15 protein-coding genes and 1 other annotated feature are annotated in these 18,289 nt (G+C 33.3%); all 15 genes read left to right on the top strand.

Annotated elements, in window-relative coordinates; all coding sequences use genetic code 11:
- Positions 1–113: 113 nt before the first annotated feature.
- The 15 genes from B5X81_RS19045 (at position 114) to B5X81_RS18975 (ending at position 18,100) form a co-directional block, all read left to right on the top strand.
- A complete protein-coding gene (locus B5X81_RS19045) occupies positions 114–698 on the top strand; it encodes a chromate transporter (RefSeq protein ID WP_079494000.1) in 585 nt (194 codons plus the stop codon).
- Between the two features lie 92 nt (positions 699–790).
- Positions 791–1,336: a chromate transporter gene (locus B5X81_RS19040; protein ID WP_079493998.1), complete on the top strand. Its 546-nt coding sequence runs from the start codon at positions 791–793 to the stop codon at positions 1,334–1,336.
- Positions 1,337–2,039: 703 nt separating this feature from the next.
- Positions 2,040–2,810, top strand: a complete 771-nt coding sequence (locus B5X81_RS19035) for a dimethylarginine dimethylaminohydrolase family protein (RefSeq protein WP_079493997.1) — start codon at positions 2,040–2,042, stop codon at positions 2,808–2,810.
- A gap of 254 nt (positions 2,811–3,064) precedes the next feature.
- A complete protein-coding gene (locus tag B5X81_RS19030) occupies positions 3,065–4,522 on the top strand; it encodes a basic amino acid/polyamine antiporter (RefSeq protein ID WP_079493995.1) in 1,458 nt (485 codons plus the stop codon).
- Positions 4,523–4,735: 213 nt separating this feature from the next.
- Entirely contained in the window at positions 4,736–5,341 is a 606-nt protein-coding gene (locus tag B5X81_RS19025) for a hypothetical protein (RefSeq protein WP_079493994.1), read from the top strand.
- A gap of 139 nt (positions 5,342–5,480) precedes the next feature.
- Positions 5,481–5,728: a binding site (T-box leader), on the top strand.
- A 290-nt stretch (positions 5,729–6,018) separates the two neighbouring features.
- Positions 6,019–7,956, top strand: a complete 1,938-nt coding sequence (gene metG / locus B5X81_RS19020) for a methionine--tRNA ligase (RefSeq protein WP_079493992.1) — start codon at positions 6,019–6,021, stop codon at positions 7,954–7,956.
- A gap of 210 nt (positions 7,957–8,166) precedes the next feature.
- Complete coding sequence (locus B5X81_RS19015) at positions 8,167–9,180, top strand: LacI family DNA-binding transcriptional regulator (RefSeq protein WP_079493991.1); 1,014 nt, start codon at positions 8,167–8,169, stop codon at positions 9,178–9,180.
- Between the two features lie 4 nt (positions 9,181–9,184).
- Positions 9,185–10,120 carry a ribokinase gene (gene rbsK, locus B5X81_RS19010; protein ID WP_079493989.1) on the top strand — a complete coding sequence of 312 codons (936 nt, stop codon included), beginning with the start codon at positions 9,185–9,187 and terminating at the stop codon, positions 10,118–10,120.
- Between the two features lie 151 nt (positions 10,121–10,271).
- Positions 10,272–11,354 carry a BMP family lipoprotein gene (locus B5X81_RS19005; RefSeq protein ID WP_079493988.1) on the top strand — a complete coding sequence of 361 codons (1,083 nt, stop codon included), beginning with the start codon at positions 10,272–10,274 and terminating at the stop codon, positions 11,352–11,354.
- 194 nt (positions 11,355–11,548) lie between these two features.
- On the top strand, positions 11,549–13,081 hold the full coding sequence (locus B5X81_RS19000; RefSeq protein ID WP_330397416.1) for an ABC transporter ATP-binding protein: 1,533 nt from the start codon (positions 11,549–11,551) through the stop codon (positions 13,079–13,081).
- Positions 13,059–14,111, top strand: a complete 1,053-nt coding sequence (locus tag B5X81_RS18995; RefSeq protein ID WP_079493986.1) for an ABC transporter permease — start codon at positions 13,059–13,061, stop codon at positions 14,109–14,111. The genes B5X81_RS19000 and B5X81_RS18995 overlap by 23 nt, the downstream gene beginning before the upstream one ends.
- 17 nt (positions 14,112–14,128) lie before the next feature.
- Positions 14,129–15,058 carry an ABC transporter permease gene (locus B5X81_RS18990; RefSeq protein ID WP_079493985.1) on the top strand — a complete coding sequence of 310 codons (930 nt, stop codon included), beginning with the start codon at positions 14,129–14,131 and terminating at the stop codon, positions 15,056–15,058.
- Positions 15,059–15,122: 64 nt separating this feature from the next.
- Entirely contained in the window at positions 15,123–16,037 is a 915-nt protein-coding gene (locus tag B5X81_RS18985; protein WP_244282161.1) for a nucleoside hydrolase, read from the top strand.
- Positions 16,038–16,066: 29 nt separating this feature from the next.
- A complete protein-coding gene (locus B5X81_RS18980) occupies positions 16,067–17,341 on the top strand; it encodes a M20 family metallopeptidase (RefSeq protein ID WP_079493982.1) in 1,275 nt (424 codons plus the stop codon).
- A 15-nt stretch (positions 17,342–17,356) separates the two neighbouring features.
- Positions 17,357–18,100: a glutamine amidotransferase gene (locus B5X81_RS18975; RefSeq protein WP_079493980.1), complete on the top strand. Its 744-nt coding sequence runs from the start codon at positions 17,357–17,359 to the stop codon at positions 18,098–18,100.
- Positions 18,101–18,289 lie beyond the last annotated feature (189 nt).

The raw sequence follows: 18,289 nt of genomic DNA, 5'->3' as shown, positions 1-18,289 counted from the left end.
ACAAACATAGTTTTTATAATTCGTTGACTTTATATCTTGAATAATATATTATTTAAAGTAAGAATAAAATTATAGACTTTTAACCGTTTTGGTTAAAATGTTAGGAGGACATAATGGGCAAAGAAAATAGTATAAAAAGATATTTTGAATTGTTTTTTATATTTTTCAAAATCGGTGCCTTTACCTTTGGAGGTGGATATGCAATGATTCCCTTAATAGAAAAGGTAATGGTTGATGAGAAAGGATGGGTGGAAAAAGAAGAAATAGTTGATTTATTTGCAATAGCCCAATCAATACCTGGAGCAATTGCCATAAACAGTTCATCTTTAATAGGCTATAAAATAGCTGGAAAAAGAGGTGCTTTAACTTCAACTTTTGGTGTGGTCTTACCTTCTTTTCTAATTATATCAGTGATTGCTGGTATCTTTACTAAAATATCAGATTTGCCACAGGTAAAGGCTATTTTTGTAGGAATAACGGCTTCGGTAGTAGCTCTGATTTTAACGGCATCAATAAAGATAAGTAAAACTGCAATAAAGGATAAATTAACCCTTATGATTACTATTGCAACTGTCATTGCTGTAGTTATATTTGATATAAATCCTATATTTATTATATTGGCAGGTGCGTTGCCAGGATTATTAATATATAAATTTATACCTGATAAAATTGAAAAATTCACTAATGTAGATAAATAAATTTGAAAGAAAATAATAAAGGCTACTGCATTTTTATTTCATATTTATTAAACCCTAAGAATATTTATCTTTAATGAAAGGACTAGATCCAAATGATATATATCGAATTATTTATTTCTTTTTTTAAAATAGGATTATTTAGTTTCGGAGGGGGCTATGCAATGATACCTTTAATATCAAAGGAAATAGAATCCCACGGATGGTTAACACCTTCAGAATTTGTTGAAATTATAGGAATAGCAGAAATGACCCCTGGTCCCATAGCTGTAAATTCCGCCACCTTTGTTGGTGCTAAAGCAGTAGGGGTTTTAGGTTCTATTGTAGCCACTTTAGGAGTTGCCCTTCCATCTTTATTAATAATACTTCTTATATCTGGCTTTTTCTTTAGAAATAGTAATAGCCCTTTATCAAAGCTTATATTTTATGGTGTAAGGCCTGTTATCGCTGGCCTTATAATATCGGCATCATTTTTTATAGCTAAAACATCCTTTTTTGAAGAAGGGATAATATCTTTATCTTCAATTAATTATATTGCAATAATAATAAGTGTTTTTATTTTAATATTATCATTAAAGTCAAAAATTCATCCAATAGTTTTAATTATTATGTCTGGAGTATTAGGATTTGTTTTTGCTTAAGTGAAGAAAATGTATAATTATGAATTTTATTTTATCAACGATATCTTCATTTCTAAAGTTTTATTGATGTACATCTATATAGATATGTGATTAAGAAATTTAACTAACTCCAGTAGCCACTGAGAATCCTTTTGGCTCATGCTATAAACCAGTTTTTATTTAAATTAAAGAAAAAGGATAAACTGGTTTATAAAAATCGCCCGCAAGGAAACCTCAGAGTCTACTTCCGTTTCTTTAGTTTCTCAGTCACACATCTATATAGTATACGCCAATAAAACTTTTAAAGGCGTATATTTATATTATAATTAAACAAAGTAAAATCAATACAGGGTAGATAGTAAGATATATATATACTATTTCCCCTGTATTTTTTATTTGAAATTTATTGGACCTTAAAGTCTTCACTTAAATGAGCAAATTGCATAATTACCTTCTGTAAAAACTATCTACTACATATAGTTTAAAAATCTCCAAAGACATACCATCGAAATATATTTAATTCTAAATAATTAAATTAAGGATAATATTCGCATATGCAACCCAGCCAAGTTAGAATTATGGAATTCCCTCAAATACCTATAAAAATATACATATTAGATTAATTTTTAAGAAAACTCTAAAAGTATTTACAATTTCAAAAATATGTGCTAATATTATTGTATACAATATATTATATATAATATATAATTGGGGAGGTAATTAAATGTTTAAAAATGTTATAGTAAGAAAACCAGGTAAATCTATATCAGAGGGAATTACTTCTGCACCGGAGCTAGGAAAACCTATTTACGAAAAAGCACTTAAGCAGCACGAAACATATGTAGAAACTCTTAAATCATGTGGAGTAAAGGTAGAAGTATTAGAGCCATTAGAAGATTATCCGGATTCTTGCTTCGTAGAAGATGTGGCAGTTCTTAATAGAAAATGCGCTATAGTAACTAATCCAGGGGCAAAGACTAGGAATGGAGAAAAAAATGAAATAGTCGAAGTTTTAAAGAAATATTATGATGAAAGTAAAATCGAATATATAAAGGACCCAGGAACAATAGAGGGCGGAGATGTAATGATGGTTGGAGATCATTTTTATGTTGGGCTTTCAGCTAGAACCAATGAAGAGGGAGCAAAACAATTTATAAACATATTAGAAAAATATGGATTAACAGGTTCTGCAGTTTCTTTGGAAAAAGTTCTTCATTTAAAAACAGGACTTGCATATCTAGAAAATAATAATTTATTAGTTGCAGGAGAGTTTGTGGATAATCCAATTTTTGAGAAATTTAATAAAATAGTTATTGATGAAGATGAACTTTACGCAGCTAATTGTATATGGGTAAATGATTATGTTTTAATACCTGCGGGATATGAAAAGACTAAAAAGAAAATTGAAGATGCAGGTTACAAAGTTAAGTTAGTGGATACCTCTGAATATAGAAAGGTAGATGGTGGATTAAGCTGCTTATCATTAAGATTCTAAATGTTCTATATATCTGGTTTAAATTAACAAATAGTAAATTAAGATATAGAGATCCTAAGGATTTTAATTTATACATATCAAAATACTCAAGGTTCTTAGGAGTTTTTGATATGTATAAATTAACTGTTTTGCTTGAATATCTATAAATTTAATTTTACTAGGAACTCTAGATATAGCTATTTCTAGCAGGATAACGTTTTCATGAGATTGATTGAGGATACTGAGAAAGTGTGCTAACTATGGGAGGTTAGAAAATGGATTCAGTAGAAAAACAATCTTTACAGGGTAATAAACTGAATTTGATAAGACTTATAGGTATAGTAATAGGCTCAACAATAGGTGGAGGAGTTTTTAGTATTTCAGGTGATATGGCGGCAAATGGAGCAAATACCGGAGCTGTGCTTATAGGATGGTCTGTTTGTGGAATTGGAATGTTAGGACTTACAATGTGTTTTTATGGGTTATCTTTGAGAAAAAAAGAGCTGACTGGTGGAATATTTTCCTATGCAAAAGAAGGTTTTGGAACATATATAGGTTTCAATTCAGCATGGGGATACTGGATAAGTGTTTTATTATGCAATGTCTCCTACGCAACCTTACTTTTTTCAGCTATTGGATATTTTATACCGGCCTTTGGACAAGGAAATAATTTATTATCAATAGTTTGTGCATCTTTAGTGATTTGGACTATGCATTTTTTAGTATTAAAGGGAGTAAAAGAAGCTGCAAGCGTAAACCTTGTAATAGCACTGGGAAAACTTGTACCAATACTAATATTTGTTGTTGCATTAGTGGCTTTTAGATCCTTTGACTTTTCCATATTTAAAGAAAATTTCTGGGGACAGACAGGAGGAATGCCATTAATGGAACAAATAAAGGCCACCATGTATACTACTGTGTGGGCTTTCATAGGCATTGAAGGAGCGGTGGCTATTTCAGGTAGAGCAGAGAAAAATACAGATGTAGCAAAGGCTACTGTTGGAGGTTTTTTAGGTATTTTGCTAATATATTTACTAGTGTCTATATTGAGTATGGGAGTAATGACAACTCCTGAACTTGCAGCTTTAAAGAACCCTCCATTGGCCTATATTTTAGAAAGTGTTGTAGGAAAGTGGGGAGCTGCTGTAATAAATATAGGAGTAATAGTATCCCTTGCAGGATCTACACTTGGATATACAATCATAGCAGGAGAACTTCCCTATGTGGCAGCACAAAATGGTGTTTTTAATAAGGCCTTTAAAAAACAAAATAGAAACAATTCACCAGTGAATGCACTGCTACTTACAAATGGAATCATACAACTATTCTTAATAATAACTTATCTAAACGAAAGTACATATCAAATATTCTATACACTTTCTGCTAGTATGGTATTAATACCTTATCTACTAAGTGCTGCTTATTATTTAAAATTAGTTATAACAAATGAAACCTTTGAAAATTCTTCTAAGAGTGAAAAAACAAATAATTTCATAGTTGCTTTATTGGGAACCCTTTATTCATTATGGCTTATATATTCAGGCGGACTAGAATATATGTTAATCACGGCGATATTATATATCCCGGGAACTATTGTATATACTAAGTCAAGAAAAGAGAATGGGAATATAATCTTTGAAAAATGGTGGGAAAAATTAACATTTATAATCATATTAGCATTTGCAGTGATATCTTTGGTATTAATATCTAATGGTACGATACAGCCATTTTAATAATTGCTAAAAGCTTATGTACAATTAAACATAGTCAAGAGAAACAGACAAGTTGTAAATTAACTAATTTGTCTGTTTTTTTATATTCAATAAATATTAGAGATGTAATTATTCAATTTATTCAGTCAAATAATATTAAATAAATGAGATAAAGAACCGATAAATCTTATAAGAGGAGATTTGTAAATATTTAGCATTAAGGAGGATAAACAAGTGAAAATTGGTAATTGTATTTCAAATTATAGTTCCTTAAGTAAGAGGACTCAAAACAAAAGAGAAGCTAAGGAAAAGTCCAATTTAAACAAAGAAAACGGAAAAGTAGTTTATGAAAAGGGACAACAGCAAGAAAACAATAAAACAAGCTCTGATTATTCCCATTTAAAAACTAAGAAATATACTATTGATAAAAGTAAGATAGAACGTATGAAAATGGAACTGGATGAAAGAATGAAAAGCAGCTTTCTGAAAATGGCAAAGGATTCTATTGGTAATCAGAATACCACATATAAAACTGCTTTAGAAGCTATATTAAAGGATAAAGAAAATAAAATACAACCTGAAATGATTGAGCAAGCTAAAATTGATGTATCAGAAGGTGGCTATTGGAGTGCTTCAAAAACCGCAGACAGAATATTAGAGTTTGCAAAAACCCTTTCGGGAGGAAATCCAGAGAAAGCAGATATGCTAAAGGAAGCATTTCTAAAGGGGTTTGAAGAAGCAGAAAAGGCATGGGGAGGATCACTGCCCGAAATATCTCAAAAGACTAAGGATGCTGTTTTAGAGGGATTTGAAAATTGGAAGGATGAAATGAGCAATTAAAGATGAAAAAAATATTGGAAAATTAATATTTATACTGAAAATAAAATAAAGATAAATTTCCAAATATTTTCGCCCCATAAACCTTGACAAAATATGTATAATTATATATATTCAATAGTATACTAAACATAAATATTTAATAAAAGTAATGATGGGAAGAGTAGGTATATGAATTTAGTTATAGAGAGCTGGAAGAGGTGAAAGCCGGTACTAAAAAGTATGCTGAACATGGCCCCTGAACTATCTGTCTGAAATTGATATCTACATTAGGGCAGGTCGGATTTGCAGCCGTTAAAAATGCAAGGTGATAATTAGTCACTTGCCGAGGTTATTATGGTAACATAATAATGAATTAGGGTGGTAACGCGAGATATCCTCGTCCCTTTATGGGGACGGGGTTTTTTGATGTTTAAAATTTTATTTTATATAGTAAATCTATATAAATATTCCAGTAAAACAGTTAATTCAACTTGTTGTGCTAGTAAATCAAATTTATTACTTTTAAATATAACTTAGGGAGTTTTAATATTTCATTTGAGTGATTTTTATGAACCTGTTTTTTCCTTGAAAAGCTATATAAAAAAACAGGTTTATAGCATGAAGGAAAAGGAAATATTAAAATTCCCCATATAGAAACTAGCATAACGAATTAATCTATACACAAGGAGGAATTTAAAGTGAGTAAAGGTAAATATTATATTACAACCGCCATAGCTTACACATCTGGAAAGCCTCATATAGGAAATACATATGAGATTATACTTGCAGATGCAATAGCCAGATACAAAAGAGAGCAGGGATATGATGTTTTCTTTATGACAGGAACAGATGAGCATGGTCAAAAAATTGAAATCAAAGCAAAGGAAGCTGGGAAAAGCCCAAAAGAGTTTGTAGATGGAATAGCAGGGGAGATTAAATCAATATGGGATCTTATGAATACCAGCTATGATAAATTCATAAGAACTACTGATGATTACCATGAAAAGGGAGTACAAAAAATATTCAAAAAACTCTATGATAAGGGAGATATCTATAAAGGAGAATATGAAGGGCTTTATTGTACACCCTGTGAATCCTTTTGGACAGAATCCCAATTAGTAGATGGGAATTGTCCTGATTGCGGCAGACCTGTTAAAGAGTCTAAAGAAGAAGCATATTTCTTTAAGCTAAGCAAATATCAGGATAGATTAATGAAGCATATTGAAGAAAATCCTGATTTTATACAGCCTGAATCCAGAAAAAATGAAATGATTAATAACTTTTTAAAGCCAGGTCTTCAAGATCTTTGTGTATCAAGAACATCCTTTAAATGGGGAATACCCGTGACCTTTGATGAAAAGCATGTGGTATATGTGTGGATAGATGCATTATCTAATTACATCACTGGAATTGGATATGACACAGAAGGAAATCATGGAGAAAGATATAATAAATATTGGCCGGCTGACCTACATTTAATAGGTAAGGATATACTTAGATTTCACACAATTTACTGGCCTATTATGCTTATGGCTCTTGATATACCATTGCCTAAAAAGGTTTTTGGGCATCCATGGATGCTATTTGGAGAAGGAAAAATGAGTAAATCAAAGGGAAATATAATATATGCCGATGATTTAACTAGACATTTTGGAGTAGATGCAGTAAGATATTATTCCTTGCACGAAATGCCCTTTGCTCAGGATGGGTCAATAACCTGGGAGCTGGTAATGGAAAGAATAAATTCAGACCTTGTTAATATATTGGGAAACCTTGTTAATAGGACAATTACAATGGTTAATAAATATTTTGATGGAAGGGTAGAAAAGCCAGGTGAAAAGGAAGCTATAGATGATGAGCTTATAAATCTTGCCCTTGAAACACCAAAAAAAGTCGAAGCTAAGATGAAGGATTTGAAAGTTGCCGATGCAATAAGTGAAATATTTATGCTTCTAAGAAGGAGTAATAAATATATAGATGAAACAATGCCTTGGATTTTAGGTAAAGACCCAGATAAAAAGGATAGATTGGCAGCAGTACTATATAACCTATTGGAATCCATAAGATTCTCAGGGGTAATGCTTAAATCCTTCTTACCTGAGACCTCAGAAAAAATATTTAAACAATTAAATACTACAAAAACTAGCCTTGAAAGTCTTTCTGAGTTTAATGGCATAGAAATTGGGTCTAAGGTAGGCAAGCAGGAAATTTTATTTGCCCGTATAGATATACAAAAGAAATTAAAAGAAATTGAAGCCGAAGCATCAAAAAAACAAAAGAATGAAAAGAAAGAGGAAAAGATAGAAAAAGAAGTTAAACCAGAAATCACAATTGATGATTTTGATAAGGTAGATTTAAAGGTTGCTGAGGTTATAGAAGCCGAAAAGCATCCAAAGGCAGATAAATTGCTGGTGTTAAAGATTAAAGTAGGGGATGAAACTAGACAGGTAGTATCAGGAATAGCACAAAATTATACTCCAGAGGATTTAGTAGGTATGAAGGTAATTCTTGTAGCCAACTTAAAACCTGTAAAGCTTAGAGGAATAAAATCCCAGGGAATGATTTTAGCAGCAACTGCAGGAAGAAAGTTGAAGCTTGTTACAGCAGATATCGAAAGTGGAAGTACTGTAAGCTAATATATATGGCTGGCAGCTATTAAAGGCTGCTAGCCATAGTTTTTTAAGATCTTATATAATGATAAATGTCTAGATATATAAGTTTTTGTCGATATTTTTAATAAAATGTATAAATGACTATTGACAAAAACTAAAAAATTAATTATCATTTAGTTAAAGGTTTTACGAAAACGTTTAACTAAAACGTTTAATCTAGTGAGGAGAATAAATATGGGAGTTACAATTAAAGATATTGCTCGAATGGCAAACGTTTCTACTACTACAGTATCACGTGTTATTAACAATAAAAGCGAAGGTGTAAGTGAGAGTACAAGGAAGAAAATTTTAGATTTGGTAAAGGAGTTTAATTATCAACCCAATGCCCTAGCTAGAGGCCTTGTTACTAAAAAGACTAAAACTATTGGACTCATTATTCCAGATATATCAAACCCTTTTTTCCCCGACATTGCTAGAGGAGTAGAGGATAGTGCTAATGATTATGGTTATAATGTTTTTCTATGTAATACCGATGAGGATTTGCATAAAGAAAGTGAATATATTAATGCTTTAAAAGAAAAATATGTAGATGGAATTATATTTACACTTGCTTCTATTCCTAAGTATGAACATATACTTGATTTAATAAAAAGTGGTATTCCTGTAGTTATGATGGATAGATTTATAGAGTCAAAGGATATTAAGGGTGTATTTTTAGATAATCTTGAGGGCGGATATATTGCAACTAAGCATTTGATTGATTTAGGCCATAGAAAAATTGGTTGTATAACAGGTCCTTTACATACTAAAACATCAATTGAGAGATATGAAGGATACCAAAAAGCTTTGATGGATGCCAATATTACACTAGATAAAAGCTTCGTTGTTGAAAGCAATTACAAAATGGATGGTGGAATGAAAGCCGCAGAAGAACTGCTAAGAGAAAAAAAGATTACTAGTATATTTGCATGTAATGACCTAATGGCCTATGGGGCCTACAAGGTTATAAAGGCTTGTGAATATAAAATACCACAGGATATTTCTATTGTAGGCTTTGATGATATACTTATATCCCAGATGCTAGAGACTCAGCTAACAACAATTAAACAGCCTACCTATGATATGGGAGCTACAGCAGCTAAAATGCTGATAGATATGATTGAAGGAAAAAAGGTAAGGAAAAAAATAGTTAGCTTTAAGCCTCAGTTAATTATACGTCAAAGCACATGTGCTATTGATAGGAGGTGATAATTTGAAAAACATTTTAGTTATTGGCAGCATAAACATGGATATGGTAATTAGGGTTTCCCATATACCGGCAGTTGGAGAAACTATATTGGCAAAGGATGTTAAAAGCTTTGGTGGAGGAAAAGGTGCAAATCAGGCAATAGCTGCTGCTCGTTTAGATGGAAATGTTTCTATGATAGGCAGAGTAGGAAATGATGAATATGGAAAGCAGTCCCTTGAAAATTTAAAAAGTAGTGGGGTAAATGTAGAGGGAATTGAGATTGATGATAATACCCAAACGGGTACAGCCTATATATATGTGAGTGATAAGGGAGAAAATAATATTGTAGTATATGCAGGGGCCAATGAAAAATTAAGTGTAGAGCAGGTAAAAAGATTCAATTATTTGTTTGATTCTGCTGAGTTTTGTGTAATTCAACTTGAAATCCCCTTAAATGTAGTAGAATTTGTGATCAATTTATGTAATAAAAAGGGGGTTAAGGTTATATTTAACCCTGCTCCTGCATGTGACTTATCAGAGGATGTTTTAAAGAATACATATATATTAACGCCTAATGAAACAGAATTGGCAATTTTAACTGGTCAAAAAACAGATACCATTTCCAATATTGAATCTGCATCCTACAAAATGATGGAAAGGGGTGTAGAAAATATAATTACAACCATTGGAGACAAGGGAAGCTTCTTTGTCAATAAGGGTATAAAGCAGCTCCATGAAGCAATAAAGGTTGATTCTATTGATACAACCGCTGCTGGAGATTCTTTTACAGGGGCTTTAGCTGTTGCTTTGGCCGAAGAAAAAGAGATAGGTGAGGCTATAAATTTTGCTACCCATGTAGCAGCCATTACAGTGACAAAGGAAGGTGCCCAAACATCATTACCTATGAGAAAAGAAGTTGAAGAAATTATGAACAAGAGCGATACAAAGATTGATTTATAGTTTATCAAAAACAAGAAAATATTATAAAGCAGGAAAAGGTTTTATTAATGAATATTTGACTCAGCTAATATTTATAAGGAGGTGAAATTTCAATAGAAATTTTAAATAAGTCTAAGAATATCTTTAGTAATTAAGAAGAGGGGGAAGAAAAATGAAAAAAATTAAAGGTATTGCATTGTTAATGGCAGTTTTATTAGTAGTATCTATGATGGCAGGATGTAGTGGAAAAACAGAAGAAGCAAATACATCCCAGGAAAATGGACAAGCTAAGGAGTCAGGGGAACCTATTAAGGTAGCATTGGTTTTAGCAGGCTTTTTAGGGGATAAATCCTTTAATGATTCTGCATATGAAGGAATTAAAAAGGCCCAGGAGGATTTTAATCTTGAAGTAAAGGTTATGGAATCTAAAGTGCCTTCCGATTGGGAATCTAATTTGGTGGCCATGGCAGCAGCCGATTATGACATTGTTATTGGAGTTTCTACACAGCTTCAGGACATTATTAAAAAGCATGCTTCAGAATTTTCCGATGTAAAATTTGGTATTATTGACGCCGTAGTAGATGAGCCTAATGTTATGTCAGCAACATTTGCCCAAAATGAAGGATCCTTCCTAGCAGGTGCTGCAGCAGCAATGTTCACACAAAAAACCGATATACCAAATGTGAACTCTGAAAAGATAATAGGATGGGTTGGAGGAATGGATATTCCTGTACTTCATGATTTCCTAGTAGGCTATAAGCAAGGTGCAAAGCATATAGATCCAGAAATGAAAATTTTAACCTCCTTTGCAGGAACCTTTAATGACCCATTAAAGGGAAAAGAATTAACCCTAGCACAATACAGCCAAGGGGCAGATATTGTTATGAATGTTGCTTCAAATACTGGAAATGGTATTTTAGAAGCAGCTAAGGAAACAGGAAATTATGCAATAGGTGTTGACTTAAATCAGGATAATGTTTATCCGGGAAGTATACTTACTTCTATGTTAAAGCGTGTGGATAGAGCTAGTTATTTAATGGTTGAATCTATTGCAAAGGATTCATTCAAAGGTGGAGAAGTAGTAAATATGGACATATCTAATGGTGGTGTTGGATTAACAGATATGTCTGTTATGAAGGAAGCCTTAGGAGATAAGTTTCCTCAGGATATTCTTGACAAGATAAAGGAATTAACAGAAGAAGTAAAAAGCGGAGAAATTGAAGTAGAATCTTATCCAGGTTTTGAGAAGAAGTAAATAAACTTTTTATAAGGACTAAATGAGGAAATTACATAATATTAATTATGCAAATTTCTAAAATAATTGAAGTGATTCTAAGGACATAATTTTCCTAAGAATCACTTCAATCCTAAGGTAACAACTCTAAAGTATTATAAATTTCATATCTTCGTTCTCTTTTAAAAGGAGCGAATAGAGTTGGAGGGACTAAATTGGCAGCTAAATTAGTTGAAATGAATGGAATAAACAAAAGCTTCCCCAATGTAAAAGCAATTGACAACGGTAAATTTGACCTTTATCCAGGGGAAATTCACTCCCTTATTGGAGAAAATGGTGCGGGGAAATCAACTATGATGAAAATTTTATATGGAATGTATGCACCGGACTCAGGAACTATTAAAGTAAAGGGAAATGTGTTAGAAGAATTAAATCCAAAGCAGGCAATTAATTACGGTATAGGAATGGTTCATCAAGAATTTATGCTGGTAAAGGAATTGACTGTTTTAGAAAACATTATTTTAGGCTTTGAACCACAAAAAAACAATAGGATCGATTTTGCAAAGGCCCGTGAAAAAATTCAATATTACATAGAAAGCTATGGACTTGAGATTCAACCCAATAAAAAGGTAATAGATATTTCCGTAGGAGAGGCTCAAAGAGTAGAGATAATTAAAACTCTATATAGGGGAGCAGATATTCTTATATTAGATGAGCCCACAGCAGTTTTAACTCCCCAGGAAACTGTAAAGCTCTTTGAAATATTAAATTCATTAAAGAATGACGGTAAATCCATTGTATTTATTTCCCACAAACTAAATGAAGTTATGGAGATAAGTGACCGTATAACGGTCATGCGACATGGAGAATATATTGACACTGTAAATAAAAAAGATACTTCTATTCCAGAGCTTGCAAAGATGATGGTAGGGAGAGCAGTGTTTTTAAATATAAAAAGAGAAGCACCAAAGATAGGAGATACAGTTTTATCGGTAAAGAATATTTATGTTTCTGGAGAAAAGGAAATTTCAAAATTAAGGGATGTATCCTTTGAAGTTAGAAGTGGAGAAATTGTAGGGATTGCAGGAGTAGATGGCAATGGACAAAGTGGACTTGTGGAAGCAATAACAGGATTACGTGGGGTGGAAAAGGGAGATATTCTTCTTAAAGGAAAATCCATTAAAAATTTACCACCCCTTAAGATTAGACAAGCAGGAATTGCCCATATTCCAGAGGATAGAAATGTAAGAGGGCTAAATAGAGATTTTAGTATACAAGAAAACTTAATTGGCAATCGACTAAATGAAAATCCTTATGCTACTTGGATAAAGATGAATGAAAAAGAAATAGGTAAATATGCAGAAAAATTGATTAAGGATTTTGATATACGTCCTTCTAATAAAGATATTTCAGCAAAGAACTTATCGGGAGGTAATGCCCAGAAGATTGTTGTGGCAAGGGAAGTAGATATGCATACCGATCTATTGATTGCAGCCCAGCCTACTAGAGGTGTAGATATTGGAGCTATTGAAGCTATTCGGAAAACCTTAAATCAAGCAAAGGAAGCAGGGACGGCTATTTTATTAGTATCAGCCGATTTAGAAGAAATCCTATCCTTATCTGATCGTATTGTTGTCATGTATGAAGGAAAAATAACAGGAATCCTCCAAGCTTCTGAAGCAACAGAGGAACGGGTAGGGTTATTAATGACTGGAGGGGAATTAGATGACAAAAAATCAATATCTTAATACATTGTTTACCATTATAATTTCACTTCTAGTTGGGGGTGTTGTAATTATCTTTATGGGATTTAATCCCATTGAAGCATATATTCAGCTATTTAAAGGGGCCTTTGCTGGGAAATTTAATTTTGGTGGAACCCTAGAGCGCTTTGTACCCTTGCTGTTAACGGCCTTGGCTTTTGCAGTGTCAGCTAAGGTTGCAGTCTTTAACGTAGGAGTTGAAGGAGAATTATATCTAGGTGCTATTGCTGCAGCATGGGCAGGCTATTCAATTGTAGGACTTCCTAAAGGGGTTCATATTATAATATGTATTGGTTTTGCTATGGTGGTTGGAAGTCTATGGGCAGCTATTCCAGGATTACTTAAGGCATATTACAAGGTAAATGAAGTATGTACAACTATTTTACTAAATTATGTAGCCATATTTTTTACATCTTATCTTGTAAATAATCCCCTATCTGCAAAAACAGGGGTTCCTCAAACACCTAATATGGAGTCTACAGCTTTACTATCAAAAATATTAAAGCCAAGCCGAGCTAATACAGGTTTGTTTATTGCAATTGCTGTACTTATACTTGTTTACTGGCTAGTTCAGCATACAACTATAGGATATAAGCTTAGAAGTGTTGGATTGAATCCAAATTATTCAGATTATATGGGCTTTAATGCAAAGAGGACGATGGTAATAGGGATGATGATGAGTGGAGCTATTGGTGGATTAGCAGGAGCCATTGAAGTAATGGGAATCTATGGTCACTTTTTAGATAATTTTTCACCGGGGATTGCCTTTGATGGTATGCTGGCTTCATTAATAGCAAGAAATAATATAAAAATGATCCCAGTTTTAGCTTTGTTTTTAGCTGTTTTGAAATCGGGAGCACTAGGCATGGAAAGATTTACAGGAGTTCCTAAATCCCTAGTGGATGCAATTATTGCAATGTTTATTTTGCTTGCAGCTATGGAGGGATTATTTATGATAAAAAAATGGAAAAAGAATAAGTCATCCAAAATAGATGCTGCCAAAGCTGACATATAGAAAAGTGAGGCGATACTATGTTAGATAATCTATCCTTGATATTTGATTATACTTTGATTCATGCTACCATAAGGGCTTCTACCCCCATATTATTTGCGGCCCTAGCTGCTATTATTACACAGCAGGCGGATATATTAAACATCGGAACAGAGGGAATTATGCTCTTTGGAGCCTTTACTGCGGTTACAGTTAGTTATTTTACGGGAAGTTGGATACTTGCCTTGATTATGTCAATGGTTGTAGGCCTTATAATCGCTGCTATTATGGGATTTGCCCATTTGAAATATAAAGCAGATATTATGGTTGTAGGTATGGCAATTAATATGCTTGCACTGGCCTTAACAAGATTTTTGCTAAACGAGTTTTTAAATACATCAGGAAGCTTTTATTCAGATCAAATTATAGCTTTTCCAAAGCTGAAATTTGATTTCTTAAGCAAGAATCCTGTGATTAACAGCCTTTTTAACAATTATTCTCTCTTTGAAATTGTAGGAATCATCATGGTCGTTGTACTATGGTACATATTATACAAAACTGTATGGGGATTAAGATTAAGAAGTGTAGGACTATTTCCTATGGCGGCTGAGACGGCTGGTATTAATGTTTACAAAAGAAAATTTGAGGTAATGCTTTATTCAGGACTTTTAGGAGGATTAGCTGGAGCTCATTTGTCTTTAGGATATTCTAATCTTTTTGCTGAAAATATGACGAATGGAAGAGGTTTTATGGGGGTTGCCGCTATGTTTTTTGGAGGAGGAAACCCTATACTATCTTGGATTGGATGTTTAATCTTCGGACTTACTGATTCCATTGGATCCAGGCTCCAGTCCTATGGATTACCTTCACAGTTTATTTTAATGATCCCCTATATAGCCACTGTTGCAATCTTAGCTATATCCTTAGCTCGAAAGCTTCGGTCAGAAGAAAAAATGAAGAGTTCATTATAGTATAAAATTTGTATATAAAGGGGATGAGATATGTGTCAGAGCCAATAAAGAGAAAAAAATTATATTGGACTGCGATCCAGGTCATGATGATGCCATCAGTATTTTGTTGGCAGGAAGAAGTCCTCATATTGATCTACAGGCAATTACTGTTGTAGCAGGTAATCAGACCCTTGAAAAAACAGCAAAAAATGCTTTAAATATATGTTCTGCCGTTGGAATCACAGATGTTCCTATTGCAGCAGGTATGGCTAATCCAATGGTAAGAGAACAGGTTATTGCCGATGATATTCATGGAGAAACGGGCTTAGATGGTCCACGTTTTGATAAGCCTTCAATTCAATTAGACAATAGACATGGTGTAGATTTGATTATAGAAGTATTAATGAAATCAGATGGAGATATTACTTTAGTTCCAACGGGGCCATTAACTAATATTGCAATGGCTATTAGAAAGGAACCTAGAATAGTTCCAAAAATTGAAAGAATTGTTTTAATGGGTGGGGCATATCAGCTGGGAAATGTAACACCGGCAGCGGAGTTTAATATATATGCAGACCCTGAGGCAGCCCATGTAGTATTTAGCTGTGGAAGACCTATTGTTATGATGGGGCTGGATCTGACACGTCAAGCCTTGGCTACACCAGAGGTTATTAAAAAAATGAAGCCTATAGGCAATAAGGCCTCTAAACTATTTGTAGAGCTTATGGAGTTTTTTACAAAAACACAAAGGGAAGTCTTTGGATGGAGCAGTCCACCTGTACATGATCCCACAACCATTGCATGGCTAATTGATCCTAGTGTAATACAAACTAAGCCCATGTATGTAGAAGTAGATATAAGAAGTGATAAAAGCTATGGAAGGACTCTTTGTGATTATTTTAATATATCAGGAAAACAAGCAAATACAGAAGTAGCTTTAAAATTAGATTTTGATAAGTTTTGGAATATTGTATATGAAACACTTAAATTATATTCATAAAATACCTTCAAAGGGAGGTGAACAATCATATGGATAAAATATTAACAAAGGTTCTTGAAAAAAATAAGGAAGTATATATCCACTATCTGGAGGAGTTAGTTGCCCTTGACACACAAGTAATAGGCCATGGAATCGATGGAGGATACGAAAAAAATGGACAAATGTTTCTTGAAAAAATATTACTTGAAATGGGTGCCAAGGTAAAAAGAGAACTTTTAAATGAAAAACTCATCCAAAAGGGTATTAAACTATTTAATGAAGGGAATCCAGGACATAATTATGCAGACAGATATAATCTTACAGCATGCTTTGAAGGAGATAAAAAGGGCAGAAGTATTTTATTTAATGGTCATGTGGATACCATGCCTCCTGGAGATATGAGTCTTTGGGATAAGAACCCGTGGCAGCCTACAATAAAGGATGGAAAATTATTTGGCTTAGGTGCATGTGATATGAAGGCAGGACTTATGGCTTCTATTATGGCAGTAAAGCTTTTGCAGGATGCTAATATTGATCTTCCCGGAGATGTTAAAATTACCTCTGTTGTTGATGAAGAAGGAGGAGGAAATGGTAGTTTAGCGGCCATGTTAAATGGCCATAGGGCAGATGCTGCTGTGGTATGTGAACCTACTGATTACAATTTGACCATAGGGCACATGGGCTTTATATTTTTCAAGGTAGATGTAACAGGTGTAGCCCTTCATTCCGGTACAAAGTGGAAGGGCGTTAACGCCATTGAAAAGGCCATTTTCTTAATTGATGCCCTTCAAGAACTAGAGCATAGGTGGCTGATGCTATATAAACATCCATTTTTACCTTCTCCCACATTAAATATTGGTGTTATTGAAGGTGGAACAGCAGGTTCTACCGTTCCTGACAAATGTACCTTTAAGCTGTGCCTCCATTATTTACCTAATTTGATGACCTATGAGTCTGTAGTGAAAGAGGTAACTGATTCGTTAATGCTGCGATCCCAGGGGGATTCATGGCTGATGAAGCATCCACCTGAAATATCTATTTATCAAGCAGGAGGAGCATTTGAAATCAGCTCAGAGGATTCCTTTGTTAAGACAGCTAAGAAGGTTATGGGAGATGTTATGGGAAATCCACCTATTTTAAATGGTTCAAATGGCGGAAACGATGCAAGACTTTTAAAAAATATTGGCAAAATGCCTACAGTTGTAATGGGACCCGGATCCTTAGAACAATGCCATGTTGTCAATGAATATGTTAAAGTTGAAGATTATCTACAATTTATATTGATTTATGCAAAACTTATATTAAATTGGTGTAAAAACCAGTAAAAGGAGGAATTACTAATGACAAAAAAAGTGCTAATTGCCGGTGAATCATGGGTAAGTTATACAACACATATTAAAGGATTTGACACCTTTTATACTTCAACCTATGAAGAGGGGGTAAAATGGCTTAAGGAAGCCTTAGAGCAGGGAGGTTATGATGTAACCTTTTTACCCAATCATCTTGCTCCAGAAAAATTTCCCTTTACCCTTGAAGAAATTAAGGAATATGATGCAGTTATTTTATCTGATATAGGTTCAAATACTTTACTTTTACCCCATGCTACATTTACAAAAAGTGAAAAAAGGCCAAATCGTTGTGAACTTATTAAAGAATATGTTGCACAAGGTGGCGGTTTTTGTATGATTGGTGGATATATGTCCTTCACTGGAATTGATGCAAAAACCCGTTACGGCGAAACAGCCATTGCCGATATTTTACCAGTGAAAATGTTAGAAAAGGATGACCGTGTTGAATCACCAGAAGGTATTGTTCCAGAAATTATTAAAGAGCACGAAATTTTATCAGATATTCCAAAGCAGTGGCCATTTTTCTTAGGATATAACAAAACGATGGAAATACCTGAAGGTACAGTATTGGCAAGAATCAACAATGATCCATTTATTGCCATTAGAGAATATGGAGATGGAAAAACAGCAGCATTTACATCGGATTGTGCACCTCACTGGGGACCACAAGAATTTGTAAATTGGAAATACTATAATTCATTGTGGACAAATCTTTTAAACTGGTTAACAAATTAATCCTTTCCTTATCCCCCTTTTGAAGTATTAATATTCAAAAGGGGGATTTTTTATATTATAAAGAAGATTGTGGAAAGATAAATAAGAAAATAAATTAGATATTAATTTTAAAATGGAATATGTAGATAACTTATCTGATCCTCTCTACTACATTTTGCATCTTAAAATTATTCAATTATTAGAAAAAAA

This window comes from Maledivibacter halophilus (assembly GCF_900167445.1).
In the GTDB taxonomy this organism is placed as follows: domain Bacteria; phylum Bacillota; class Clostridia; order Peptostreptococcales; family Caminicellaceae; genus Maledivibacter; species Maledivibacter halophilus.
The sequence above is the reverse complement of the archived record's forward strand: the minus strand, read 5'-3'. Positions and strand labels throughout refer to the sequence as shown.